The sequence below is a fragment of the Paraburkholderia sp. genome, assembly GCF_026225065.1.
Taxonomy (GTDB): Bacteria; Pseudomonadota; Gammaproteobacteria; order Burkholderiales; family Burkholderiaceae; genus Paraburkholderia.
The window spans coordinates 1-24784 of the sequence record NZ_JAMFSB010000362.1 but is presented as its reverse complement, the minus strand read 5'-3'; the positions used below and the strand labels follow the sequence as shown (position 1 = coordinate 24784).

The following is a 24784-nucleotide window of genomic DNA, read 5'->3' as shown; positions in this document are numbered from 1 at the left end:
CACCCGATGCTCACCATGGACGGTCCATGACAGTTAGCGCCCTGGCTGCCCCCCCTTATCCTTCTCACTCGCGCCGCATCCTGCAGCTCGACGGCCTGCGCGCGATCGCCGTGCTGGCGGTGTTCGCGCAACACGCGCTGAAGGCGCCGCTATGGATGGGCGTCGATCTGTTTTTCGTCTTGAGCGGCTTTCTGATCACCGGGATTCTGCTCGATCGCAAAGAGCGTCAGCAGTCGTATTTCGGCTATTTCTATGCACGCCGCGCGCGCCGCATCCTGCCGCCGTATCTGCTGCTGATGGTGGTGTCCTCATTGCTGTTCGGCGTCGGCTGGGCGAAGCACTGGGAGTGGTACGCCTTCTTCGCCACCAACATCGGCGATGCGCTCGGCCAGAGCGGCCATGACAGCCTGAACGTGCTGTGGTCACTCGCCGTCGAAGAGCAGTTCTACATTGTCTGGCCCTTCGTGATCCTGTTGCTGCCCGAGCGCGCCCTTGCGTGGGTCGCCGCCGCGTTGATCGTCGCCGTGCCCGTGCTGCGTGCCGTGGCGACGCCGTGGTTCGATTCGTTCTGGCCGATCTATTACCTCACACCGTTCCGCATGGATCTGCTGGCCGCGGGCGCGCTGCTCGCCGTGGCCGTGCGGCGCAATCCCAACGCATTGCAACCGTTCCGGCCGCTCGCGATGCTCGGGTTTTTCGCTGCGCTGGCCGTGCTGGCGTGGCTGCATATTCACTATCCGCGCTTTCGCGCCGAAAACACGCCACTCTCGAATGCGGCGCTCTACAGCGTTTCGTTGGTTCTGTGCACATCGGTCGTTGTCATTGCTTTGCAAAGCCAAGGCATCGTCAAGCGCCTCTTGTGCAATCCGGTGCTGGTCTACATCGGCACGATCAGTTACACGATCTACCTGATCCACCTGAGCATCCTGTACACGCTGTGGCCATTGCATATGAGCCGTTATGTCACCGCCGCGCTTGCGCTGGCTGTCACGCTCGCCTATGCCAGCGTGACGTGGTTCGCTTTCGAGCGGCGTCTGATCCATGGGTCGGCCTCTCGTGCGCAGCGCGCCGGTGCGTCGTTGGGCAGCGCGTCGCAAGCGCCGCAGTCGCGCGCATGAAGTTCCTGGGCAAACTTCGCGGCGCCGCGGGCGCCCTGCTGATGGCTACGGCATGCGGGCGCGCCAGTGCGGACGGGCCGCCGATGCAGCGCCCGAACGAGCCGCCTCGTGCCGTGACGTCTGCACAGGTCGTGATCGAAGCCTACGGCGATTCGACCACGCTCGGCATCTCCTGTAGCGAGGGCCATTGCTTCCCTCGCCCAAAGAACGCGGTGGCTTATCTGCAGGACGCCTTGCATACCAGCTTCGGCGAACGTGTGAGTGTCGTCAATCTCGGCGTGGGCGGCACGATGGCCTACCAGTTGCGCGACGGCAAGGACCGCGCCCACAGCATGCCGTGGGCGCAACGGCTTGCGGCGTCCGACGCGCAGATCGTGACGATCAACTACGGCATCAACGAGGTGATGCATAACCAGACGCCCGAGCAGTTCTACGACGCAGAAACCGCGCTGGTGAAAACCGCGCTCGCGCTCGGCAAGCAGCCGGTGTTGCAGACGTCGAACCCGATGCCCGATGGCCACCTCAATGCCCGCCTCGGCGCGATGGTGGCGATGACCCGGCGGGTCGCCGCCGAGCAGCACGTGCCGCTTGTCGATCAGTACGCGTACATCGAGGCGTTGCCGGGCTGGCAAACCATGATGTCCGACGGCGCGCATCCGAAGCCTGAGTTGTACCGGCTGAAGGCCGAACAGGACTTTCGCGTAGTCGATCCGCTGGTGCAGCGGTTACTTGCCGGCTCGTCGTAGCAGATAGCGCTATCACCTGATCTTCCGACTTTTTTAACTGCTTCCAAGGCGACCCATGAGCAACCAACGCAAAGCGATTATCACCGGCGTGTCCGGTCAGGACGGCGCGTATCTGACGAAACTACTGCTCGACAAGGGCTATCAGGTCACGGGCACGTATCGGCGGACCAGTTCCGTCAATTTCTGGCGGATGAATGAGCTGGGCGTTTCGGAGCATCCTAACCTGCGGCTCGTCGAGCATGACCTGACTGACCTTGGGTCGACGCTGCGGCTGCTTGAAGGCGCACAGGCCGATGAGCTTTATAACCTTGCCGCGCAGAGCTTTGTGGGCGTGTCGTTTGACCAGCCGGTTACTACGGCCGAGGTGACGGGTATCGGGGCGCTGAATCTGCTTGAGGGGCTTCGCATTCTGAGCCCGAAGACGCGCTACTACCAGGCTTCAACCTCTGAAATGTTCGGCAAGGTGCAGGCTGTGCCGCAGCGCGAAGACACGCCGTTTTATCCCCGCAGTCCTTATGGCGTCGCCAAGCTGTTCGCTCACTGGATGACGATCAATTATCGCGAGTCGTATGGAATCTTTGCGAGTAGCGGGATTCTGTTCAATCACGAGTCGCCGTTGCGTGGGCGTGAGTTCGTGACCCGGAAGATCACCGATACGGTGGCCAAGATCAAGCTTGGCAAGCAGGATTCGCTCGAGCTCGGCAATCTCGATGCCAAGCGGGATTGGGGGTTTGCGCTCGAATACGTCGAGGGGATGTGGCGCATGCTGCAGGTCGATGAGCCTGATACCTTTGTGCTTGCTACCAATCGGACCGAGACTGTACGGGACTTCGTGAGAATGGCGTTTGCGGCGGCCGGGTATCAGATCGAATGGTCTGGGAAGGAACAGAGGGAAGTCGGCATTGATGTCGCTACCGGCAAGACCCTCATTCGCGTGAACCCCAAATTTTATCGGCCTGCCGAAGTGGATCTTCTCATCGGGTGTGCGGATAAGGCCAAAGCCAAGCTTGGGTGGGAGCCGCAGACTGAGCTAGAGCAGCTCTGCAAGATGATGGTGGCGGCCGATCTTACGCGCAACGAGGCGCATGAGACGTTTTAGTGTTTTTGTTTTTCGCTCGCGCGGCGGTGTTTGAGGAGGCGCCGCGCGGGCTTTTGTTAAGCTTCAATCGTTCATTCGATGCTGACATGAAAGACGGTCGCGTGGACGTCCTTCAAAAAGGCCCGGTGCCCCAGGCCTCCCTTAGGTACAGGCCGATACGCTCCAGAAGCCAGCAGCCCAACCACCGTGCCGGCTCGACTGACCCTCGCCGTGGCAGCGCTGTAGAGATTGGCGCGGCGTAGCAGGCGTTCTCCAAGCTTGCGGTAGTAATCCGTTGCAACCGCAGCCCGATGCCGAATCTGAGCGGGCGCTTCCTGCAACACCTGGCGCAATTTGTCCGCTCGCGCCAAGGCCGACGTCCCCATCCTGCGATAGTGCGTCTGCCCAGCGGCCTTGGCCATGGCGACTTTCTCCCCCATGTCCCTATCAGGGGAAATGCCGCAACTATTGGCATCGTGTTGACGATAAAGCGCGAGCTGGTCCTCCAACGCCACCATTTTTCCCAGCGACGTCGCGACAAACCAGGCCCATGTATCGTGCGACATCGGAAATCCTGGGTCGACGGGATGCTCGGGCCGATCGTGCCAGTCGACATACTCGTAGATCGATCGCCGAACGACGGTCGACATGCCGAAAAGCACGTACCAGGGATTCGTTGTCAGCGGGTCGTAGACGCCACGGTGCGACCAGTGACTCGCGGTGTTGTCGGGGCGGACATTGAGATCTGCGTCAACCACTTTCACCGCGTGAACCACCAGCATCACTTCAGGGTCCACGAACTCCCTGGCTACCCGCTCCAGCTTGTCATCCGTCCATACGTCATCCTGATCGCAGAACGCGATGAAATCGCCGCGACACAGCGAGATTGCCTTGAAGAAATTCTCGTGAAATCCCAAACGCTGTTCGTTGCGCACCACGCGGACCGGAAACGACACGCGGCGCGAAAATTCGACCACGATGTCGTGCGTTCCACTGTCTGGACTGTCGTCAGTGATGACCAGCTCGAACGGGGGCAGCGTCTGCCGGGCGATACTGTCCAGTTGCTCACGGATAAAGCGCTCGCCTTTATAGGCGGCCATCGCAATCGAAATTTTCATGGCAGTCCGTATCGATTAGAGAACCGTTTCCGTTCGCGATTCCTTGCGGGCGGATCCGGTCGTAAGCTCGCCTGGTTGCCTCACAGCGCGAGACGAGAGCATCGATCTGGAAATCAGCATCAGATGATAGTAAAGCCGCGCATTGAAGCCATAGTTATACGCGGACAGATGCCTGAATGCGATTCGCAGCGCCTTGAGCGGCGCGGCATTCTTCGCATAGACCGACACGACAATCGGCACGATCCGGCGCAACGCCAGGGTACGGGCGGGCTCAACCTGGCGCTCCAGTGTCAGGCCGCTGACGAACGCATATGCGGACACCGATGCAGCATTCGTCGAGCCGCGGGTGCTCGCCGAGATCGAAACGTCGGTCTTGCGGTAGTACGACACGTATTCGTTCAGGTAGTAGATCTGCTTCGCCGCCAGACAGAGTTCGACGCCGAAGACGAAATCGCAGCAGGTCCCGAACTGTTCCTTGTAGCTGATCCGCTTCACGAGATCCGCATTCGCGAGCCAGCCGTTGTTCGGGAACATCTGGACCAGGCCGGTGCGGCCAGGCACTTTCTGCAGTCCTTCCGTGCTTTTCGTTCTGTGAAAATCAGCGTTGAGCCTGGCGCTGACCGAACGATCGACGTGTCCCGCCTGATCGACTTCGTACTGGTCGGCAAAGGCAACGTCCAGATCGGGATGACCATCCCATAGCGAAACCAGCCGCTCGACGCCGTCTTCGGCAAGGTAATCGTCGTCGTGGATCAACAGGATCTTGTCGCCGATCGCGCGCGCGAACAGGCTGGCGACGTTGCGCGCCTGGCCAAGCGACGGTTCGTTTTTCACGTAGCGGATGCGCGGGTCATGCTGGTATTGCGCTGCCATCAGCCGCTGGGTCCGGTCGTCCTTCGAATCGTCGCCAATCACGACCTCGATGTTCCCGTGCGTCTGCGCGAGGCACGAATCGATACATTGGACGATCAGCTCCGGGCGATTGCATGTCGGCAGGCAGATAGAGACTTTAAAGGGGCGCGTCATGGCTTCACCTTGATTATGAGCGGAGGCACGGCAGCCGGTTCGCTCTGCGTATGTTTTCACACACGGCGGTATCTAGCAAAATAGGCTAAAAAAAACCTGAAAAATAGGCTCAATAAATCTAGAAAACTTAAGCACTCCGGGGAATACGAGTTTCACAATGACAATACCCCCGGAATACCAGTCAGGGCGTCCATCGATGAACAATGATGCTGGAAGCGTTGTAGTTATCTTTCGTGACCACGTACTCGCCCGAGGACGTGAGATAGGCTCTCAGCCCATACATTGAATCCACATCGTTGCCGACGTACACCGCAGTCGGGTTCGCGTTGATCAGTGTCGTATCGAGGTGCCCTGTAGTGAGATTGAAGGCATCGATGTTGGGTACGGTGTGCACATATCCGACGAAGAGGTAGTTGCCGGCAGCCGTCATCGACTTCGGATTGACGCTGGTCAGGTTGATCACCGGGTCGGGCTTGGTGGTATTGCCGGCGCTCCAGCCGTGATACACCTCGATCCTCGATTGCATCGCCGTCCAGTCCGCGCTCCCGGGGATGCCCTGTGCGAGGATCATGGTGTCGCTATCCGCCAGGTAGATGATGCGCGTCAATGGCCGGATGCTCTCCGGAATGGAGATGGTGACTGCCGGTCCCCACGTCGGCTTTCCTTCACCATCGAAGCCGGTTAGCGGGTAGTGGTAAATGTGGTTCGTCCGGTCCAGACCGGCCCATACGTCTCCCCTGCTGTCAATGCAAAATCCGCCCGTGACCGCTAGTGCCGTATTGAACACGGCACCCGGAAGCGTTGCGTCCGGTATGGCAATGTAGCCGTTCGCCGCGTTGAAATGGTAGAAGTAAAAGGCGGCGGGGTTCTGGCCGGAAGCCACGAGAATGCGATTTCCGCCGACAGTGACGAGTTGACCGAAGTGCTCGTCGCGCTCTGTATCCTGCATGTTCAGGCGTGGATCGGACGGGTAGTCGAACGGATCCACCGTGTTCGCGACGAAGGTGCCGCCAGCAGTGCCCGTGTAGATGTTGGTGCCGCTATAGAAGTTGGCGCCATCCGTAGAAGGGTCCGGGGCGGCGACGCCTTCGAAGTTAAGCGACTGAAGCTTCCACTGCAGGTTGCCGGCACTGTTGTAGGAGTGGATGTCGGTGCCGCCATTGCGGCCCATGTCCCAGCTTCCACCCCACGGGTTGTTGAGCACATAAAGATTGCCGGCGGAGTCTTTGCCGATGCCGACGATGCGGGTGAAACGCTTGTCGCCGACCTGGCCTTTGATTCCCTGGGTAGCGTCGAGATAGCCGCCCTGGATGCCGAACGTGCCGGTCAGCGTCGGCGTGCCCGAAATGTTGTACAGCTTGATGTTCATGTCGGGCCCTTCATCGCCCACCATGAGTTGCCCGGACGAAGCGTCGTAATACAGCGCGGACGGTTGTGAGCCGGCAGGCATCTGGATAGTGTTCAGCGGCGCGCCAGCCGGAGTGAATTCGACAATCGTGCCCGCGCTCTTCTGGGCTACCCAGATATTTCCTGCGCCATCCAACGCGAGAGCACCGGGACTCGACACGGTGATGTCACGCTGCAAGACACCGTCGGTGGTGAAGACCCGGACGCGATTGTCAAAAAAGTCGCTCGCATAGAGCAGCGAGCCCGCCGTTGCGAGTCCCGTGATGACATCGGCCTTGCTGACGGCATTCCACACGCTGACGTCAATGACAAGATCGCGTGTCTTGGTGATGCGGTTGTATCGCCCCACCGCAGCGCTGCCGTAAGGGGTGCCGCCCTGCAACGCCGCGAAGATCGAGGTGGCATTGCCGGTAATCGCCCCACCCTGAAAATCGTTGTGAAGGCCGATGGAGCCGAGGCTCGTGCCGTTCTGGTAGATCGCAACGCCGCCCTCGTCCTCGTCCCAGAACGAAGCCGTATAGATGACGCCTTCGGGTGCGACCCACATCGAGCGCGCGGTGTTACCCACATGGGTAGCATCGGTCCCATACGTATTCGCCAGCCAGTCGGTGGTGTATTGCGCCCAACACGCGGGCGCAATCACGACGAGCAGCAGACCAAGGAATACAGCATGGATTCGCTTCCTGACCATGTGATGTTCTCCTGAGACCCGGGGTCGCCCAAACCGTCAATGTGTCTCGCCCGAAGCGATCGCTTCGCTATAGACCGCGGCTACCCGCTTCGCGATCACCGAATTATCGAAGTTCGCCCGCGCATAGTCGCGGCAGGCCTGCGCATCCGGCAACTTCAAGGTGCCATCGAGCGCGGCCCCCAGACCTTCTGCAATCGCCTCTGCGCCCGTGGCCCGCAGCACCAGATTCGGCGACAACCCCGCTACGGCTTCCGGCAAGCCGCCCACCGGCGTCACGAGCACCGGTGTGCCCGACGCAAGCGACTCCACCGTAATCAGCCCAAAGCCCTCCAGCGCCACGGTCGGCACCACACTGATCGTCGCCGCGCGATACAGCGCCGCCAGATGCTGATCCGGCACGAAGCCGAGCAACTTGACGTTGTCGTCCAACCCAGCCTCGGTGATGCGCGTCTGCAACTCCTCCTGCAATCGCCCCTTCCCCGCGATCAGCAGCAGCACGTCCGGCACCCGCTTCTTCAGCAGCTTGACCGCATCGATCAGATCCTCCAGCCCCATGCGCCGCACCAGGCGCCGCACGGCCAGCACGATAGGACGGCCTTGCGGCAACTGCAGCTTCAGCCGTGCCTCGCCCGGTGTGATCGGCAAATTGAACTGGTCCACATTCACGCAACCCGGCACCACGCGTACCCGCTCCGGCGAAATTCCATAGCGCGACGTCAGGATTTTGCCGAATGCGTCGGACAACACGATCAGGCGCGACGAACGCGCATAGACCGCCTGCTCCAGATAACGCTTGGCGCGCTGGCCGAACGAGTCCGCTCCTTCGACGTGGCTCTCATCCGCCCACGGCCCCTGGAAATGCGACACCTGCGGGATGCCGCGCGTCACATCGAGACCCGGAAAGGTGTAGAGCGCAAAGTGCGAGGAAATCACGTCGGGGCGCTGCCGCGTAATCTCACGGCGCAGGGCGCGGCGGGCTGCCATCAGGCGCAGCGGGAGCGATTGGGCCGCGGAGCCAAAACCCTGGATCGCGCCGTCCGTGTCCGCCGCGACGCGCGCCGAGCCGGCGACCACGCCACGCACCGCCACGCCCGCGCCCGGCAATGCGCCCACCAACGAGTAGTACATGCGGTCAAGTCCGCCCGCCCGCTCCGGGAACCAGTGCATGCCGATCTGCAACGATTTGATTGAGCTGGCTTTCATGACGGGTTCTCTCGTGTGGCGTGAAGTTTCGGTTGAAACAGTCGCGGAGGCGGCGTTCATTCGGCCACCTTGAAGTTGACCGGCTGGGATTCGCTCGCCGTAGCGGCTCGCTGGCGGTCTTCCCGCTGTCCCGCCAGTTGCCGGTACAGCGCGATGTACTGTGCCGCCATGCGCGCCCAGCCAAAGCCGGTCGCAAGCTCGTTGGCGGCGATGCCCATCGCGCGGCGCACGTCGTGGGAATTCGCGAGCCGCGCAATCGCGGCTGCCAATGCCTTCGGATCGTCCGGATCGTCGAGCACGATGCCGCACTCGGGCGTGATGATCTCCGCCCCGCCTGCCGTACGCGCAGTGACGACCGGCAGGCCTGCTGCCATCGCTTCGAGCAGCGACAGGCTCATCGCTTCGTAGCGCGAAGGAAACACGAAGGCGTCGACCGAATGCATCAGCACCGGCATCTCCTTCACCAGTCCGAGGAAATGCACCCGGTCGGCAACGCCAAGTGCGCGCGCCTGTTCCGGGTAAGGACTGCCTGGCAGGTAACCGGCTACCGCGATATGCACGTCGGGCGGTAAATGACGCAAGGCCTCAAGCACCGTGCCGAGGTTTTTGCGCGGCGTGCGCAGATCGCCCACAAACAGAAGCAGAAACGCGTCGCCCGGAAGATTGAACTTCGCGCGGTCGCCGTGGGCGGCAGCAAAGCCCTGGGTATCGACGCCGTTATAGATCACGTCGACGCGGTTGCGCGGCGTCAACCCGATCGCGCGGATCTCGTCGGCCACCTTTTGCGACACCGCCGTAATCACCCGCGAGCGGCGGTATGCCCAGCGTTCGAGCGTCGCATTCACCCGTGTATAGATGAACTGATATGCCGACCACACCCCCTTCGTCAGCCCGAACGGGTAGTACTTGCTGCCAAACCAGCCGCTATGCACGAAGTGCGCGGTGTTCACGTCGGCGGGCACCCAGGTGATGAAGCCGTTGACGTGCAGTACGTCGTATTCGCTACGGTGCGTGCGCAGCCACAGCGCGCTTTTGAAGGCGAATACCTGTTGGCGCAACAGATTGGTCGGCCACCAGCGGCCGATTTTCATCGGCACCCAGCGCACGTTCGGATGCGCGAGCAAGTCAGGGGCCACGTGCGAGGCGACGAGGGTGACAGCGATATTCTCGTCGAGGGCCGCACGCGCGATCTCGTGGTTGACGCGACCCTGGCCGTCGTTATGGCGCACGACATGCGTGACAATGGCGACTTTCAATCAGGTGCCTCCGTGGAGAATAAGCTCACGCCTGCGCTGCTGCTTTTGCCAGTGCGCGGCGGAGAGGATCGAAAAAAGACTAATGAAGAGCAGCAGCCCGCCCGTTCCAACCAGCGAATTGGTGAACACCAGCATCGCGAAGATCGCGAGCGCGAGACTCACGGAGGAGGACACGAATTTGTCGTCGCGCATCTTGAACGAGGCGAGCAGCGCCCGCACCATCAGCCACAAGATGCCGGAGAGGTATAGCAGCGTGCCCGGCCAGCCCAGCACGAACGGGATGTTCATCACCCCGCTATCGAAGTTGCCGTATTGACCGAGCTGGCCGCCGTCGTTCGATAGCTTGGTCGACGTGCCGGTCGCACCCATGCCTTCGCCCGAGACGTCCGTAAACGCCTTCTCTGCAAAGGTCGCGTAGAACTGGTTACGCGCGGCGTAGCTCTGGTCGTCCTTGAGATTCACGATACTGTTCAGGCGCGTCTGCATCCGCTCGGCCACCGGGCCCACCACCAGCAAGGGCACACACAGGCCGGCCAGCATCAGCGCACTGCCGACAATGCGCACGCGTACCCGGTTGTTCGATTTGACCAGCTGGACCAGCATGGCGACCACCCAGCCACCCCACGTCGACCGCACGAGGCTCAAAGCGAAGGCAAAGAACCCCAGCACGGCGGCAATCCAGCGCACGCGGTGATTCGCGGCCATCACGTAGACCATCGCGCCCATCATCGCGAATGCAAACGGACCCGAGGAGTTCATCGTGCTGAAGACGCGCACCCCCATCGGTACGGGGTCGCCTTGCGAGTTCATCTGCGAGCCGATCATCCAGAGCGCATCCCACGGCGGCATGATGACAAACTGCACCACCCCGTAGGCACCCATCACCAGCATGCCCCAGATGAAGGTGTTGACGATGGTGTCGCGAAACGCCGGATAGTTGCGCGTATTCGCCATGATGTGAAAACCGATCAGGACCGGGTAGAGCCAGTTGGCGAGGTCATAGGTCGCCGCGAGCGGCCCGCTCGAAACGACGCCGACCATGAACGCGTAGCCGAGCCCTGCCAGAATCAGCAGCACCGGCAAACCGCGCCGCTGCCCAAGCAGCGGGTAGTGACGAATCAGCCCTATGCCGCTGATCATGGTCACCGCGAGCGGCGCGACCTGGATCAGGCTGGTGGGCGTGAAACCTCCCTTGGACCAGTCGGCGAGCCGCCGCACTTCTGGGCTGAGGAACCACAGCCACCACATGAAGCCGACGTAACGCGCAGGACTTCTGAAATACAGCCACAGCCCTGTCATCGTGGCCAGCACAGGAAAGGCGAGCGTCAGCACCGAACCTTGATGCGCCCCCACCAGCAGCGCGGTGATGAGCCACAGCAGCGCGGGCGGGCCCCACTCCATGGGGTCGCTCTTGAGGCGGCGGACGGCGCCGCTCGCAGCGGCACGCGTGATCGTTGACATCGGTTAAAGGCCTCCGCGGGACTGGCCCGATGTCTGCACCTCGGTTCGCACTTCGGCGCGCGCCTCCGGCCGGCCGTGTGGCGCCACCCGTCGGCGCAGCAGGTCTTCGGTGATCCGCACGTGTTGCATGGCGAAATGGCGCGTCGTCAGGTCGCGTGACAGCAGTTGTTCGGCAGCGGCCTGGGCCTGGCGCAATGCTTCGGAAGGCGAAGCAACCAGCCGGTCAACTGCCTCGCGCATGGCTTGCGAATCGAACGGCGGCACGTACGACGCAGCCCCGTTTGAGAAGTAGTCGTCGAGCGCGCCTACGTTGGTGACCACCATCGGCTTGCCGAGCGCCGCGGCTTCGAGCATCACCGTAATGCCCGAGGCGTGCGAGTTCGGCCGCAGCGGCACCAGCACCAGATCGGCCCAGTCGTACAGCTCGCGTGCTTTCTTCAGCCCCGCGGCGGGCGCGATATCCACATTCGATGCGTGCAGCTTCGCGGGAATCTTGCGCCGCGTTGCGAGCCTGACGTGGTAGCGCGGATCGTTGCCGAACGCCTTGATGAGCGTTTCCCAGTCGCGATCACGGTCGTTGCCGATGGCGGCAATCCGAACCGGAGTGTGGGCCTGCCATTCGTCCGGCGCCTGCACAGGAAAGTCGCCGGTGTTCAGGCCGTAGTACACATGGGTCGCTGCGCGGCCAAGGTAGCGCTGGCACAGCTCGGCGTTTTCGCTTGCCAGCGTGGTCAGCACGTCAGCGCGCGCAATCAGCTTGCGATACAGCCAGCGCCGCAGCATCCCGTAGTCAGGCCACTTGTCGAGCAGCCACACGCTTTGTGCAAGCAACAACGGCGGCGCCTTGCGGCGGCCGCTCAGCAGCAGCACCAGGGCAACCGACAGATACTCGTGTTCCGTATGCGTCCAGATCACATCCGAGCGCAGGATCTCGGCGCGATTGCGCCACGTATGGATCAGATCGAAGCCGAGCACGGCCTTGAGGCCGCGGCGCAGCAGCCGCACCGGCGCGTTTTCGCGCGCATCCTGCGAATAGGTCAGCGCGAACTCGTCGGATTCGGCGTGGTGATAGCCATACAGGCAGCCGATATTCTCGCCCTTGCGATAAAAGCGCGGATCGGCGCCATAAAACAGATGCACGTGGACGTTGGTGCTCATTCAGACTCCGGTCTGCGAAGTGACGCGGGGTGAAAAGGTCTCGGCGCGATCGCCCCGCCGCTGCGGCAACCGCCGGGCGAGCGCTGCGCGGGCGCATCACGACGCCTCATGAGGCCGTCGCGCGGCGCGCTTCGTTTGCGCCCGTACGCACCGCACGCCAGCGCGAGAGCCGCGTACGGCCCTGCTTTGAGAGCAGCGCGAGCATTAAATGCGCGAAGCCGGGATAGACCCGTGTGCCGACCAGCGTGTACCACCACCAGGCCGCCTCGCGCCGCAGCGGCGGCAACTGGTCGCGCAGGATCAGATGCAGGTTGTAGGCGGCATTGCGCACGGCCATCATGGTCTGCGCGTCGCGGCGGTCTTCGTCGAAGCGCTCGGCCGGGTAGTGATCGACCGCCACCCGCGGGTCGTACACGAGCTTCCAGCCGGCATGCTTCACGCTCATGCTGAAGGCCATGTCGTTATGAGCCTGGGCGCCGGCGCCGCGCAACCGTCCGTCGAAGCGGATATGGCTGATTGCCGCGCGCCGGTAGCTCATGTTCGCGCCCTTGAGCAAATCGACCTCGCGGGCGCCGCCCACGCCCAGATGGTGATTGCCGATGATCTTGCCCGATGGCCGGACCTTGCCGACCAGCGGCCGTTCGCCGTCGAGAATGCGGCCCTTCTCGTGCACCCAGTCGCGGCCGCCGAGCGCACCCAGGCGTGAATCGCTCCCGAACGCGGCGGCGATCCGCTCGACCCAGTCGGATCGCGGCGCGGCATCGTCGTCGGTGATGGCAACCACGTCGCCGTTCGCCGCGTCGAGGCCACGATTGAGCGCGGCGACCTGTCCCGGTGTTTCGACCAGTGCCACCGAGAGCGGCAGGCCGCCCTTGACCGCCGGATCGCGCAGGCAGGTGTGCGTCGCGATGTCGTCGGGACGGGCCACGACGATCACTTCGTCCGGGGCGCGCGACTGGCGTTGCAGCGCTTCGAGGCAGCGCGTCAGATCGGCTGGCCGGCGAAAGGTGGGAACCAGTACCGTTACTTTCATCGCGTCATGCTCCGTTGTTAAGCGCTGAGGTATTCCTGCACCGCCGCGTAGCCACGGTCGTAGCCGCCCCGCGCGCGTTGCGGCATCGCGTTGAAAATGCCGCCCTGCACGTGCACGCCGGCTGCCTTCAGCCGCTTGAGGGAATCGGCGATCTCGGCTTCGCTATGCACACCTGAGCGAAGCACAAAGAAAGTCGAGCCTGCATATCCGCCGATAATCGACGCGTCGGTCACCGCCAGCACCGGCGGCGTATCGATCAGGATCACGTCGTAACGCTTGGCAAGACCTTCGAGGTATTGCGGCAGGCGCGGCGACATCAGCAGTTCCGACGGATTCGGCGGACGGTGGCCGCACGAGATGAAGCTGAGACCCTCGATGTCGGTGGCGCGAATCGCTTCTTCCAGCGAGATCTGACCGCTCAGCAGCTCGGACAGCCCGTTGACCTGCGCGCCGCCCACGTAGCGCTCGAGCGCGCCGCGCCGCATGTCGCCGTCGATCATCAGCACGCGCTTGCCCGAATGCGCGAGCAGCACAGCGAGGTTGACCGTCAGAAAGCTCTTGCCGACCCCGGGCATCGGCCCGGTGAGCATGACGACGCGGTTGCGCGCGTCCATCAGCGTGAACTGCATGGATGTACGAAGGCTGCGCAGACTTTCGATGCAAACGTCCTTGGGTCGCGCATCGGCCAGCACCGAGCTCAGCCGGTTGCCGCCACGCTCGACGGAGTGCTCCAGCACAGCCTGTTCCGAGGAGAGCGGAACGAGCCCGAAGATCGGCAGATGGAACATGCGCTCGACGCGCTCTGGATCGTCGATACCCTTGAACATGTTACGGCGCAGGAACACGAAGCCGGTCCCGACGATCAGGCCGAGAATCACGGCCGCCGACAGGATCATCGCCTTCTTGGGCTTGACCGGCGTGCCCGGGCGCAGCGCAAGGTCGACAATATGCACGTTGCCACCCGTGCCGGCCCGCTGCACCGACAACTCCTGAATCCGGTTGAGCAACAGCACGTAGATGTCTTCGGCCACCTTGGCGTCGCGCTGCAACTGCACGGCCTTCACTTCGGTGGCCGGCAGGTTGCGGAAGCGGTCGCTGTACTTGTCGCGCTGCGCTTCGAGGTCAGCCATCTGTTCGCGAGCCGCCTTGATGAGCGGATGCTCGTCGCCGTAGCGTTCCTGGAGCGAGGCGATCTGCAGGCGCTGGGCAGCGACCTGCTGTTCGTACTGGATACTGCCCTCCAGATAGACCTTCGCCTCATCGCTCGCATCGATCGAGCCAGACTCGCGCTGATACGCGGTGAGCGCCGCTTCCGAGCGTTCGAGGTCGCTCTTCAGGCGCGGCTCCTCGCTCTTGAGGAATTCAAGCATCTTGGTCGCATCGGTTTGCTTCGCAGCGATATGCTCACGCAGATACGACTCCGCAAGTGCGTTGGCAATGAAAGCCGCATGCGCCGGGTCCTTGTCTTCCAGCGAAATCTCGATCACGCCGGTCTGCTTGCCCTGCTCCTCGACCTTGATCGCCGACTGGAACCCGGTGATAGCGTCGAGCTCATTGGCGCGCACCACCGTGAACTCAGTGCCCGGCCGCGCGACCAGCTTGTTGACGAGAATCGTCACGCCGCCGCCCTGCTCGGTCTGGCCCGTCTCGCCGCGCAGCAACAGCTTGCCGTTCGGGTCGCGCAGCTCGTATGACGTATCGGACAGCGCGGTCATCACCATCTGCTTGCCTTCGAGCGCCGGGTCGACCTCGACCGAATCGACCTCGGCCTGTTCGCCGCCCCACGCGTAGTTGTTAAGACCGAGCCACGGACGGGACGGCACACCTGGCGTGGCGAAATGCGCCGCGAAACTGCCGAGCAACGGGAAGGTCTTCGGCATAACCGAGAAGTCCAGCTTGCCGTCGCGAACCACCGGGCCGACCACCCCACGGCTCTGGATCATCGCGATCTCGGCGTCGGTGGGCAACGAGGTCTGGCCGCTCGAAATCATCGCGCCCGTCTGCGTCTGCGTGAGGGCTTGCGAGTTGTTGTCGGACTCCTCCACCCGCACGTACGCGTCGGCCTTGTAGGTCGGCTTGGCGATGAAGCAGTAGACGCCGGCGATTGCAACGATCGTCACCGCGATGGCAAGCAGCCACCAGATGTCGTCGAGAATCACCTGCACTAGTTGACCGAGGACGACGTCCTCTTCTTCGGTCTTGCCCGGCGGGGCCATATACGGATTCAGTTGAGTGCTCACAATTCCATCCCGGTTGGGTCGCTTTGGGCCCTGCGCTGTGCATTGGTTCGCACAACGCAGGACCTTCGGCGGGTTCAGGCGACTAGTTCGTCAGTTCCTTGATATAGAACACCGACTGGATCGCCGGCAGAACCTGCTGGATGACGCGGTTGAAAGTCGTCGAAGCCGCCGTGCCGACGTAGACCACATCCAGCGGTTGCAACTGGAACTTCGACGACAGCATGATGGCGTTGGGTTGGGTCATATCGAGGCGATAGACTTCCGGCGTGGTCGGATGGTCCTTCATGCCGCGCATCACGTAGATCTGGCGCGGGTTCGCGTCGGTGTCGAGAATCCCGGTGGCCTGGGTAAGCGCATCGGCAATCGTCAGGCGACCTCTTAACATCGACACCGCCTGCGGCGCCTTGACCTCACCCATCACGAACACGCGGCTATCCACACGGTCCGGGATATTCACGATGTCGCCGGCCTGCAGCATCACGTTCTGACGCACGTCGCCACGGTCGAGCACGCTATCGGCGTCGAGCACGTAGAGCTGGTTGTTGCGGGTAAGACGCACGCGCTGGATATCCGCAATCGAGGTGCTGCCGCCCGAACGCGTGATGGCGTCCAGCAGCGTAAGCGGAACGTCGCTGATCGCGAGCGGCCCGGGCGTCTTCACTTCACCGGTTACCTGGACCTTCTGGCTGCGGAACGACAGCACCCGCACATCCACCTGCGGATTGCGGATGTACGGCACGAGGCGCGCCGCCAGTTCGTCGCGGATGTCACCCACCGTCTTGCCGGCCGCCCTGACGCGTCCGACGAACGGGAAGTAAATCGTGCCGTCGGGCGCAACCGTCTGGCCGTACGGGTCGGCCTGACCCGGCAACGCCGTCGTGTACGGCTGCTGCACGGCGCCTGCGAGCGATTGCGTGGTGGTGTCGCCGGTCGACAGCGTGCTGCCGTTCGGCGTCGTCAATTCAGGGTGATCCCACACCGTGATGCCCAGGATATCCTGCGGCGCCACGTGGTAGACGTATTGAGACGGGTCGGTGTACCGGCCGGTCGGCAAAGGACGCTGCAACGCCGCAGCCTGTTGCGCCTGAGCCTGTGCATCGACCAGATCGCCGTCAATCAGATGGACCTGATACGTCTGGGCCGGCTTGTTCGACGAATCCTCTTTCAGGCTCGAGGTGTCGAGGTAGTTGCCGGGGGCGGTAGCGCAGGCCGACAGAAGAACCGTCAGCAAAAGAGCAACAGTAAAATTTCGATTCAGCATATTTTATTTAGCCATCCCATGACCAGGTGTTCGATGAGCACGAGGCTCGCGCGATATTCGTTTTCCGCCCTGCCATAGGGATCGGTTACGTCGGACTCCGTACCAAGCGGAAAGACCTTGCCACGCGCATCCGGCTCGAGTTTCTCGACGTCCTTGACCTGGCGGTGTTCGGTGACGAGGATCAGGTCCGCGTCGCGCACGGTCTGACGGTCGAGGCGCCGCGACTGATGCATGCCCGGCGTGATGCCGCGCTCGGCGAGCAGGCGCCGCATCATCGGGTCCATACCCCAGCCGTCGACTGCGCGAATGCCCGCCGAATGAAAGCGGATTGCCCGCCGTGCCTGCCCTTCGGCCTCCACGGCGCTGCGTTGCCGCGCCCTGAAAAGCCATTCGGCCGCAGGCGAGCGGCAGACGTTGGCATGACAGACAATCAATACGTTGGCTAACATAGGCGGACTCCTTTTCTGGAGGTCACTGCGTGGCGGTGGCGCCGGCGGACCGGGCTGCGCGATTGTCGTGATGCGGATGATTCAGGCCGTGCGCGGCCGGCGTGTGCCCGGCGCCCTGCGCGTGCTGCCGGCCAATTGCGTGATACTCGACGCCGAGTTCCTGCATGGCTTCCGGCTCGTACAGGTTGCGTCCGTCGAAAATCAGCGGTGTTTTCAGGTGCTGTTTGAGACTGCCGAAATCAGGACTCTTGAAGACCTTCCATTCCGTCAGGATCACGAGCGCATCGGCGCCGCGCGCCACATCCATTTCTTCGCTCTCGAAGGTGAGCCGCGCGTGTTGTTGCGGGACGTGTTGCAGATCGAGCGCGAACACGCGCTTCGCTTCGTCCACCGCGACCGGATCGTAGGCCTTGACGCGGGCGCCGCGCTTGAGCAGCTCGGCGATCAGCGGACGGCTCGGCGCTTCGCGCATGTCGTCGGTATTGGGCTTGAACGCGAGACCCCATACGCCAAACGTGCGGCCCGACAGATCTTCACCCAGGCGCGCCACGATCTTGTGCGCGAGAATCTTCTTCTGCGTTTCGTTGACGGCTTCCACGGCTTCCAGAATGCGCAGGCCCTGGTCATGCTCGATCGAGGTCTTGATGAGCGCCTGCACGTCCTTCGGGAAGCACGAGCCGCCATAGCCGCAGCCTGCATACAGGAAGTCGTAGCCGATGCGTGGGTCCGAACCGATGCCGCGGCGCACGGCTTCGATATCCGCGCCGACGCGGTCGGCCAGATTCGCCAGTTCGTTCATGAACGAAATGCGCGTGGCCAGCATGGCGTTGGCCGCGTACTTGGTGAACTCGGCCGAACGCACGTCCATGTGCAGCGTGCGTTCACGGTTGCGGTTGAACGGCGCATAGAGGCGCTTCATCAACTCGCGCGCTTTTTCGCCCGGCACGTCTTCATCGCAGCCGAGCACGATACGGTCGGGGCGCGTGAAGTCTTCGACAGCGGCGCCCTCTTTCAGGAACTCCGGGTTCGACACCACCGAGAACATGTGGTGCGCGCCGCGTGCTGCCAGTTCTTCGGCGATCACATTGCGCACGCGCACGGCGGTGCCGACCGGCACGGTCGACTTGTCTACGATCACCTTGAAGCCGGTCATATGGCGGCCGATATTGCGCGCCGCCGCCAGCACGTATTGCAGATCGGCCGAGCCGTCTTCGTCGGAGGGCGTGCCCACCGCGACGAACTGGATGTCGCCGTGCGCCACCGCCGCGGCGATATCGGTCGAGAACGTCAGGCGCCCGGCCTTGCGGTTGCGCGCGATGATCTCCTGCAGGCCCGGCTCATGGATCGGTACGCCACCATTGTTCAGCACGTCGATCTTGCGCTGATCGAGGTCGAGACAGAACACGTCGTTGCCGATGTCGGCAAGACACGCGCCCGTCACGAGGCCCACATAGCCGCTACCAATGATCGTCACGTTCATGAATTACACCTCGGAGATATGAATGGTTCTGAAACCGGGTGCAGGTTTCTGCCTGCCTGCGCCCGCTTTTGCCTGGTCCGCGCTGAGTACCACGTTCTCAGTACGCGTTGCTGCCCACAAAGCCCTTCCACAACGTCAGCACGACGATCTTGATGTCGAGCCAGAAGGTCCAGTTCTGCATGTAGTACAGGTCGAGCTTCACGCGTCCCATCATCTTTTCGATGCGGTCGGTTTCGCCCCGATAGCCGTTGATCTGCGCCCAGCCGGTGATGCCCGGCTTGATGCGATAGCGGTGCATGTAGCCCTTCACCAGATCCTTGTAGATGTCGTCGTGTTCGAGCGCATGCGGGCGCGGCCCCACCACCGACATCTCGCCGCGCAGCACGTTGATGAACTGCGGCAGTTCGTCGAGGCTCGTGCGGCGCAGGAACGCGCCCACCGCGGTAATGCGCGGATCGCGCCGGGTTGCCTGGGTGATCTTGCCGGCCGTCTCGGCGTGCACCTTCATCGAGCGGAACTTGTAGATCTCGAACTGGTTGCCATCGATGCCCTTGCGCTTCTGGCGAAAGAACACCGGACCCGGCGACGAAAGCTTCACCATCACCGCGATGACCAGCATCAGCGGCGCCAGCGCGGTGAGCGCGCCGAACGCGAACAGCCGGTCGAACACGCGCTTGGGCAGCACCCGCAGGTCGGTGATCGGCGAGGCCGCCAGGTTGATTGCCGGCACGCCGAGCAGATCGACCATCGGCTGGCTAAACAGCGTCAGGCTGCGCACGTCCGGAATGAAGCGGATGTTCACGAAGTCGTTGCGCAGCTCCATCACGAAGCGATGAATCGTTTTCTCCTTCGAGATCGGCAACGCGAGCCACAGTTCCTTGATGGCGCGGCCGCGCACCAGCTGGATCATCGTGGCGAACTCGCGCTCCACCGGCACGCCTTCGATCGCCTGCACCGTATCCGGATCCTGATACGGGTCGATCGGTGCGTCCTCGTCATACACCACCACCGGGCTAAAGCCGGCCTCCGGGCGAATCCGCATCTGTTCGATCAGAAACTTGCCGTAGGGCGCGCCACCGACGATGGCGACGGCCTTGTGATTGAAGCCCTCGCGGCGCAGCCCCTTCAGGATCGTGTACACGAGCGCCTTGGTGACGATCAGCAGCACGATCGTGGCGACAGCCCAATACGCGAGCCAAAGGCGCGACAGCAGGTCCGAGCGGTGCAGGCTGAAGCTGATCAGCACGCCGGTGATTTCCACCATCACCCAGCCGCCGCAGACGCGAAACAGCAGGTCCATCAGCGGCTTGCCGCGCCACGACTGGTAGATGCCCAGCGCGGGAAAGAACACCACGACGAGCAGGCAGTCGAACGCCAGCGAAACGCTCTGCATGTCGTCCAGCCACAGCCATTTGCCGTTATGCAGCGCTGCCGCGAGCACGGCGCCGAGCGCGACCATGGCAATGTCGATGATTCTCGATAGGACGCTCAGCATGCGCGGCACCTCAGTTGGTCAGTCAAGTTCCGTCCGTCAGATAAGCGGGCATGTGCACCGCGCTTTACAAGCCAATTCAAAAGAGGCCTAAGTCAGAATGAGTGAATACCCGTACAGGACTAGATAAGGGGGCATTAAAAATCGCACTGCAAGATCGTAAAAAATCTCAAATTGTATCGGTCAGAAATGCAATATTTTTTCGGTATTTTTTAGGTAGTTTTTGCCGATTTAGAGGGTGTCTGGCGGCTCGAAGGAGGTATTTCTAGCGCTTATCGGACGGTTTTCGGCAAAGTTTGCACGTCATGGCATCTATTTGTGCTGCCCCTTTTTTAGGCACACTCACTGCCGAAAAAATTCCAGGACGTTTCCTTGCCATTATTTTTTAATTTTTTTGCTGCGTTGCAATAAACCATAAATTATTTCGAGGTTTTTTACGCGTTCTTTTGATTAGTTTTTTGGAACTTCGATTTATCGAGCTTTTATTGGGTATTTACGCCGTGATACAAATCGACGTACTCACCCAGCCCCGAGGAGCACATCACCATGACAGCAACGGTCACGGCATCCGTCGGCGACAGCCGGCAAGGCGCCGCCCCATCCCTGAAGGTCAAGCTGAAGGTTCATCCCGTCATTCTGGCGGGCGGCTCCGGCACCCGCCTGTGGCCCATGTCGCGTGAACAGTATCCGAAGCAGCTGATCGGCTTGCTGGGCGACGACTCGCTGCTGCAATCGACCACCCGGCGCCTCGACGCGCTCGATGCCGGACATCCGCTCGCCGATCAACTGATCGTGGTCGCCAATGAAGAACACCGCTTCACCACCGCCGAGCAGCTGCGCGTGAGCGGCAAGGCGAGCCGGCTGATCCTCGAGCCCGCCGGCCGCGACACCGCGCCGGCGCTGACGGTGGCCGCCCTGTCGATCGCCTCGCTGGACGACGACGGCATCATGGTGGTGATGCCCGCCGACCACGCGGTCACCGATGTCGATGCGTTTCACGCAGCAGTCGCCGCGGGCGTGCAGCATGCCTACGAAGGCCATATTGTGACGATGGGCATCGTGCCGATGCATGCAGAAACCGGCTACGGCTACATCCGTCTGGGCGAACCGCTCGAGCGTGGCGGCGCACTCGGTGTGCACCGGCTCGACCGCTTCGTCGAAAAGCCGCATCTCGAACTCGCGCAACGTTACGTCGAATCTAAGGAGTACTGGTGGAATAGCGGCATCTTCATCATGCGCGCCTCGACCTGGCTCACCGCGATCAAGCATTTTCAACCGGGCATTTTCGAAGCCTGCGAAGCGGCCTTTGCGGGTGGCAAGGCGGACGGCGACTTTTTCCGGCTGCAGCGCGAGGCGTTCAGCGCGTCGCCGTCGAATTCGATCGACTATGCCGTGATGGAACAGCTCGGCGGCGATCCGTCGGTTGCCACCGGCGTGGTCGTGCCGCTGCAGGCCGGCTGGTCGGATGTGGGTTCATGGGATGCGATCTGGCAAATCCTGCCGAAGGACGAAACCGGCAACGTGGGACGCGGCGAGGTGATGTTCGAAGGCTCGACGTCGACTTTCGCTCATTCCGAAGGACGCCTGATTGCCTGCGTCGGCACGCAGAACCTCGTGGTTGTCGAGACCGCCGACGCGGTACTGGTGGCCGATAAATCGCGTGTTCAGGACGTGAAGAAAATCGTCGGCCGGATTCGCGCCGAGGGCGGCGCGGTGGCGGCGAATCACCGCAAGGTGCACCGGCCGTGGGGACACTACGATTCCGTGGACAGCGGCGAGCGCTTCCAGGTGAAGCGCATCGTCGTGAATCCGGGCGCACGTCTGTCGCTGCAAATGCATCATCACCGCGCAGAACACTGGATCGTCGTGCGCGGCACGGCCCTCGTCACCCGCGGTGAAGAGCGCTTTATCGTCTCCGAAAACGAGTCAGCTTATATTCCGCTTGGGACGACCCACCGCCTCGAGAATCCCGGCAAGATGCCGTTGGAAATGATCGAGGTGCAGTCCGGCTCCTATCTCGGCGAAGACGACATCGTGCGCTTCGACGACACTTACGGACGCCAGTAACCTTGATGGCGATTCACCGGCGAATGATGCGGATCCTGCGGCGGTTGCTCCTACCGGCCGCGGGCTGCTCTTTGGCTCACCCTGCGTGGGAGATGAGCTCTGAGGACATCGGGAATCGCTCGGCCGTGCTGTCGGCCGGCGTTTCGCTGGGGTAGCGGCGCAGCGGTGCGCGCAGTGCGCTGATCGGGCCATGCAGGGGGCCGTGCAGCTGGCCATTCATGGGGCTGCTCAGTGGACCACCAAGAGGACCACCTATCGGCCCATTTATCGGCCCACCCAAAGGACCGCTCAGATGATGGCCCTGCGCGTGGATGCTCGCCTGGCCTACCTGACCATTCAACGGGCCGCCAGCCTGGCCGTTCATCGGACTACTCATCTGTGCTGCTTGCCCGCTTGCTTGCCCAACTGGCGGCGCATCCGCATGCATCCCCGCCGAACTGACGGTGGGCACATTAGGCATCGTACGGGTGGCCGGCAAGGGCCGCGAATAACCCGCAGCGCTGGCGATACCTGCCGCACCGCCCGAACCTGCGGCACCGCTCGACGCCGCGTTTGGCACGTTCGCCGCGTTCGCCGCGGCGCCAAGCGTGCGGTACTGCCGGTCGATCCATTGCCGCGCCCACTCCAGCGCATACTCCTGCGCGCTATCGGGGTCGGCGAAGCGCGGGCCTACCAGACCGGAGCGCTCGACGCGACGGCCGTCCAGTTCGATCTCCGCCCACGCACGATACATGGCGCTCGGCACACATTCAGCCGCCACGTAGATCACGTAGCCGCGCCGGTCGACGACCTGCATGCCGCGCGCCGCGAGGCTCATGGGCAGCGGACGTTGCGGCGCGTCGAGCGGATGGTCGCAGCGGCGCGGCACGGCGCCCAGCTCGGATGCCCGGCTTACGGCCGGTTCGGTGCGTACGCCGACATCCGGCGGCACCGTGCCCGACAACTGGCGCGTCATGTCGGCGAGCGGATCGAGCGAGGGCCAGCCGCGCGTCGCGTTGGCAGGCGTCTGCCACGACTCAGGGCTTTTCCACGACACGCCGCGCAGACTGTCGTCGCGCATGCTCACGGTGTCCGGTTGCGGCACGGGGTTTGTCGCAGCCGGCGGCGGCGACGCTTGCGGGACATACACGAAAGTGCGTCCGGTTTGCGACAGCAGACGGACCATTTCGGTGAGCGTGCCGTTCACCTGCCATTCTTCAAAACGGCGACGGCACGTCGGACCCGACGGGTAGCGGCCTGGCAGTTTCGACCAGGGCTCACCGGTTGTCAGAATCCAGAGGACTGCATTTGCCACGATGCGTGGTTCGGCGCGCGGCCGGCCGCGTCGGTTTAGACGGACCGCCGGCTCATCGGAAACGAGCGCTGCGAGCAGCACCCATTCGTCATTGCTTAGCTCATCGAAAAACATGCGGTTCTCCACGCAGCCTGGCCAGGCCGCGGCTTTGGGCATCTCACGAATTCAGCGTTCACGATTCGTGTAGTGCCCTCGGTTGCACAAATATGTATTTACGTCCCGGCTGATTCGCGAATTCCGCACTGCGATAGTGCGATTGTTCCCCACCGCGAAGCACAAAACGTGGTCTCACTCGTGCATAGGAGAAATTGTGCAGGAAGCATACCATCACCAGGGTTTCCGTGAATATCCCAAACACAAGTGTTACGGATGGAAACAAACTTGTGCTTTTTGCCGCGTTGATTTTCCAATAGCCGGGGCAGAAATGCCGTCAGTGGCAACAGCACAACCGTCTATCGCGCAGCAAATCCATGATGAAAGGACTGCTTTATTTCAGCCAAATGAATACGAAAAAGTTTTACTCTTTTTTTATGGCCGGATAGACGGGTGTACCAGCGTCGCGACGCGTTGACGCGCGAACGTGCCGCGCGGCGATCCGCTCTCGCGCCTCTGCGTGGGGGCACGTTTGGGACCACCGCGCGGCGTACTTCAGGTGACCGGATTCGATGCGTGCTCGCCCACCACCGTCATCCACCCACGCACGCGCCAGCGCGTGACGAGCCCTTCCCGCACGTAGGGATCGGCGTTTGCAAAGGCTTCGGCGGCAGCCGGCGAAGCGCCTTCGAACAGCAAGATGGCGTTATCGGCCGGTTCAACGAGTGCGCCGCCGAGCTGCAATTCGCCGCGCGCGGCCGCGGCACGCGCCAGCTTTAGATGCTCATCGCGCCAGTTTGCCCGGCGTTCGAGATAGTCGTCGCAGAGGTCATAGATCAACAGGTAATGCATGGATATCCCTCCTGAATTAGTGGATAAATATTTCCGGTTTAGTCAATGACGTCAATATTGCAGAATTCCAATGACGGCGGAATTTTCTTCCGAATTTCAATTGAAACCAATCGAATCGGGCTTATATCAAGGCGCGGGTACCGCTGTTCATCGGAAAACGATGACAAGGGAAGTGAAAGGTATCGTTTTTACTCGCCATTCATTCTGTATTCCGAACTATCTGCGCATTTTGCTCGTGCCAGGCGCGCCTTGAATGTCATT

The 24784-nt window shown here is 62.3% G+C and carries 19 protein-coding genes; 4 read left to right on the top strand and 15 right to left on the bottom strand.

Annotated features, from left to right (window positions below; genetic code table 11):
- The first annotated feature begins 26 nt into the window (after positions 1-26).
- The 3 genes from M0954_RS25205 to gmd all read left to right on the top strand — a co-directional run bounded on the left by M0954_RS25205 (position 27) and on the right by gmd (position 2963).
- Positions 27-1118, top strand: coding sequence for an acyltransferase (locus tag M0954_RS25205; RefSeq protein ID WP_297356134.1), 1092 nt, complete (start codon positions 27-29; stop codon positions 1116-1118).
- 83 nt (positions 1119-1201) lie between these two features.
- Positions 1202-1864 (top strand): SGNH/GDSL hydrolase family protein, encoded by a 663-nt coding sequence (locus tag M0954_RS25200; protein WP_297356139.1) that lies wholly within the window; start codon positions 1202-1204, stop codon positions 1862-1864.
- Positions 1865-1919: 55 nt separating this feature from the next.
- A complete protein-coding gene (gene gmd / locus M0954_RS25195) occupies positions 1920-2963 on the top strand; it encodes a GDP-mannose 4,6-dehydratase (RefSeq protein WP_122154727.1) in 1044 nt (347 codons plus the stop codon).
- A 71-nt stretch (positions 2964-3034) separates the two neighbouring features.
- Here the strand turns inward: gmd and M0954_RS25190 are convergent, their stop codons facing one another.
- From M0954_RS25190 to M0954_RS25130, 13 genes are all read right to left on the bottom strand, one after another.
- Positions 3035-4060, bottom strand: a complete 1026-nt coding sequence (locus M0954_RS25190; protein WP_297356132.1) for a glycosyltransferase — start codon at positions 4058-4060, stop codon at positions 3035-3037.
- Positions 4061-4075: 15 nt separating this feature from the next.
- Complete coding sequence (locus M0954_RS25185; RefSeq protein WP_297356130.1) at positions 4076-5086, bottom strand: glycosyltransferase family 2 protein; 1011 nt, start codon at positions 5084-5086, stop codon at positions 4076-4078.
- A 181-nt stretch (positions 5087-5267) separates the two neighbouring features.
- Positions 5268-7184: an SMP-30/gluconolactonase/LRE family protein gene (locus M0954_RS25180; RefSeq protein WP_122154724.1), complete on the bottom strand. Its 1917-nt coding sequence runs from the start codon at positions 7182-7184 to the stop codon at positions 5268-5270.
- 36 nt (positions 7185-7220) lie between these two features.
- Complete coding sequence (locus M0954_RS25175; protein ID WP_122154723.1) at positions 7221-8387, bottom strand: glycosyltransferase family 4 protein; 1167 nt, start codon at positions 8385-8387, stop codon at positions 7221-7223.
- 56 nt (positions 8388-8443) lie between these two features.
- Positions 8444-9643: a glycosyltransferase family 4 protein gene (locus M0954_RS25170; protein WP_297356128.1), complete on the bottom strand. Its 1200-nt coding sequence runs from the start codon at positions 9641-9643 to the stop codon at positions 8444-8446.
- A complete protein-coding gene (locus tag M0954_RS25165; RefSeq protein WP_297356136.1) occupies positions 9644-11044 on the bottom strand; it encodes a glucose-6-phosphate isomerase in 1401 nt (466 codons plus the stop codon). It lies immediately after the preceding gene.
- Positions 11045-11107: 63 nt separating this feature from the next.
- Positions 11108-12262 carry a glycosyltransferase family 4 protein gene (locus M0954_RS25160; protein ID WP_122154720.1) on the bottom strand — a complete coding sequence of 385 codons (1155 nt, stop codon included), beginning with the start codon at positions 12260-12262 and terminating at the stop codon, positions 11108-11110.
- A 106-nt stretch (positions 12263-12368) separates the two neighbouring features.
- Positions 12369-13295: a glycosyltransferase family 2 protein gene (locus M0954_RS25155; protein ID WP_297356126.1), complete on the bottom strand. Its 927-nt coding sequence runs from the start codon at positions 13293-13295 to the stop codon at positions 12369-12371.
- Positions 13296-13312: 17 nt separating this feature from the next.
- Positions 13313-15511, bottom strand: coding sequence for a polysaccharide biosynthesis tyrosine autokinase (locus tag M0954_RS25150; protein WP_122154718.1), 2199 nt, complete (start codon positions 15509-15511; stop codon positions 13313-13315).
- A gap of 106 nt (positions 15512-15617) precedes the next feature.
- Entirely contained in the window at positions 15618-16796 is a 1179-nt protein-coding gene (locus M0954_RS25145) for a polysaccharide biosynthesis/export family protein (protein ID WP_122154717.1), read from the bottom strand.
- Positions 16790-17245 carry a low molecular weight phosphotyrosine protein phosphatase gene (locus M0954_RS25140; protein ID WP_122154716.1) on the bottom strand — a complete coding sequence of 152 codons (456 nt, stop codon included), beginning with the start codon at positions 17243-17245 and terminating at the stop codon, positions 16790-16792. The genes M0954_RS25145 and M0954_RS25140 overlap by 7 nt, the downstream gene beginning before the upstream one ends.
- A 22-nt stretch (positions 17246-17267) precedes the next feature.
- A complete protein-coding gene (locus M0954_RS25135; RefSeq protein ID WP_297356124.1) occupies positions 17268-18725 on the bottom strand; it encodes a UDP-glucose/GDP-mannose dehydrogenase family protein in 1458 nt (485 codons plus the stop codon).
- A 97-nt stretch (positions 18726-18822) separates the two neighbouring features.
- Positions 18823-20220 (bottom strand): undecaprenyl-phosphate glucose phosphotransferase, encoded by a 1398-nt coding sequence (locus M0954_RS25130; RefSeq protein ID WP_122154715.1) that lies wholly within the window; start codon positions 20218-20220, stop codon positions 18823-18825.
- A gap of 543 nt (positions 20221-20763) precedes the next feature.
- On the opposite strand from M0954_RS25130, the gene M0954_RS25125 reads away from it, so the two are divergent.
- Complete coding sequence (locus M0954_RS25125) at positions 20764-22284, top strand: mannose-1-phosphate guanylyltransferase/mannose-6-phosphate isomerase (RefSeq protein ID WP_297356122.1); 1521 nt, start codon at positions 20764-20766, stop codon at positions 22282-22284.
- A gap of 76 nt (positions 22285-22360) precedes the next feature.
- Here M0954_RS25125 and M0954_RS25120 read toward each other — a convergent pair whose 3' ends face one another.
- Both M0954_RS25120 and M0954_RS25115 read right to left on the bottom strand, forming a co-directional pair.
- Complete coding sequence (locus M0954_RS25120; protein ID WP_297356120.1) at positions 22361-23692, bottom strand: transposase; 1332 nt, start codon at positions 23690-23692, stop codon at positions 22361-22363.
- Between the two features lie 534 nt (positions 23693-24226).
- On the bottom strand, positions 24227-24523 hold the full coding sequence (locus tag M0954_RS25115; RefSeq protein WP_122154712.1) for a YciI-like protein: 297 nt from the start codon (positions 24521-24523) through the stop codon (positions 24227-24229).
- Between the last annotated feature and the right edge of the window lie 261 nt (positions 24524-24784).

Bases quoted from the DNA above. Each gene is read 5' to 3' on its own strand.
- M0954_RS25205 (WP_297356134.1), top strand. From the start codon at position 27: ATGACAGTTAGCGCCCTGGCTGCCCCCCCTTATCCTTCTCACTCGCGC.
- M0954_RS25200 (WP_297356139.1), top strand. From the start codon at position 1,202: ATGCAGCGCCCGAACGAGCCGCCTCGTGCCGTGACGTCTGCACAGGTC.
- gmd (WP_122154727.1), top strand. From the start codon at position 1,920: ATGAGCAACCAACGCAAAGCGATTATCACCGGCGTGTCCGGTCAGGAC.
- M0954_RS25190 (WP_297356132.1), bottom strand. From the start codon at position 4,060: ATGAAAATTTCGATTGCGATGGCCGCCTATAAAGGCGAGCGCTTTATC.
- M0954_RS25185 (WP_297356130.1), bottom strand. From the start codon at position 5,086: ATGACGCGCCCCTTTAAAGTCTCTATCTGCCTGCCGACATGCAATCGC.
- M0954_RS25180 (WP_122154724.1), bottom strand. From the start codon at position 7,184: ATGGTCAGGAAGCGAATCCATGCTGTATTCCTTGGTCTGCTGCTCGTC.
- M0954_RS25175 (WP_122154723.1), bottom strand. From the start codon at position 8,387: ATGAAAGCCAGCTCAATCAAATCGTTGCAGATCGGCATGCACTGGTTC.
- M0954_RS25165 (WP_297356136.1), bottom strand. From the start codon at position 11,044: ATGGAGTGGGGCCCGCCCGCGCTGCTGTGGCTCATCACCGCGCTGCTG.
- M0954_RS25160 (WP_122154720.1), bottom strand. From the start codon at position 12,262: ATGAGCACCAACGTCCACGTGCATCTGTTTTATGGCGCCGATCCGCGC.
- M0954_RS25155 (WP_297356126.1), bottom strand. From the start codon at position 13,295: ATGAAAGTAACGGTACTGGTTCCCACCTTTCGCCGGCCAGCCGATCTG.
- M0954_RS25150 (WP_122154718.1), bottom strand. From the start codon at position 15,511: ATGGCCCCGCCGGGCAAGACCGAAGAAGAGGACGTCGTCCTCGGTCAA.
- M0954_RS25145 (WP_122154717.1), bottom strand. From the start codon at position 16,796: ATGCTGAATCGAAATTTTACTGTTGCTCTTTTGCTGACGGTTCTTCTG.
- M0954_RS25140 (WP_122154716.1), bottom strand. From the start codon at position 17,245: ATGTTAGCCAACGTATTGATTGTCTGTCATGCCAACGTCTGCCGCTCG.
- M0954_RS25135 (WP_297356124.1), bottom strand. From the start codon at position 18,725: ATGAACGTGACGATCATTGGTAGCGGCTATGTGGGCCTCGTGACGGGC.
- M0954_RS25130 (WP_122154715.1), bottom strand. From the start codon at position 20,220: ATGCTGAGCGTCCTATCGAGAATCATCGACATTGCCATGGTCGCGCTC.
- M0954_RS25125 (WP_297356122.1), top strand. From the start codon at position 20,764: ATGACAGCAACGGTCACGGCATCCGTCGGCGACAGCCGGCAAGGCGCC.
- M0954_RS25120 (WP_297356120.1), bottom strand. From the start codon at position 23,692: ATGTTTTTCGATGAGCTAAGCAATGACGAATGGGTGCTGCTCGCAGCG.
- M0954_RS25115 (WP_122154712.1), bottom strand. From the start codon at position 24,523: ATGCATTACCTGTTGATCTATGACCTCTGCGACGACTATCTCGAACGC.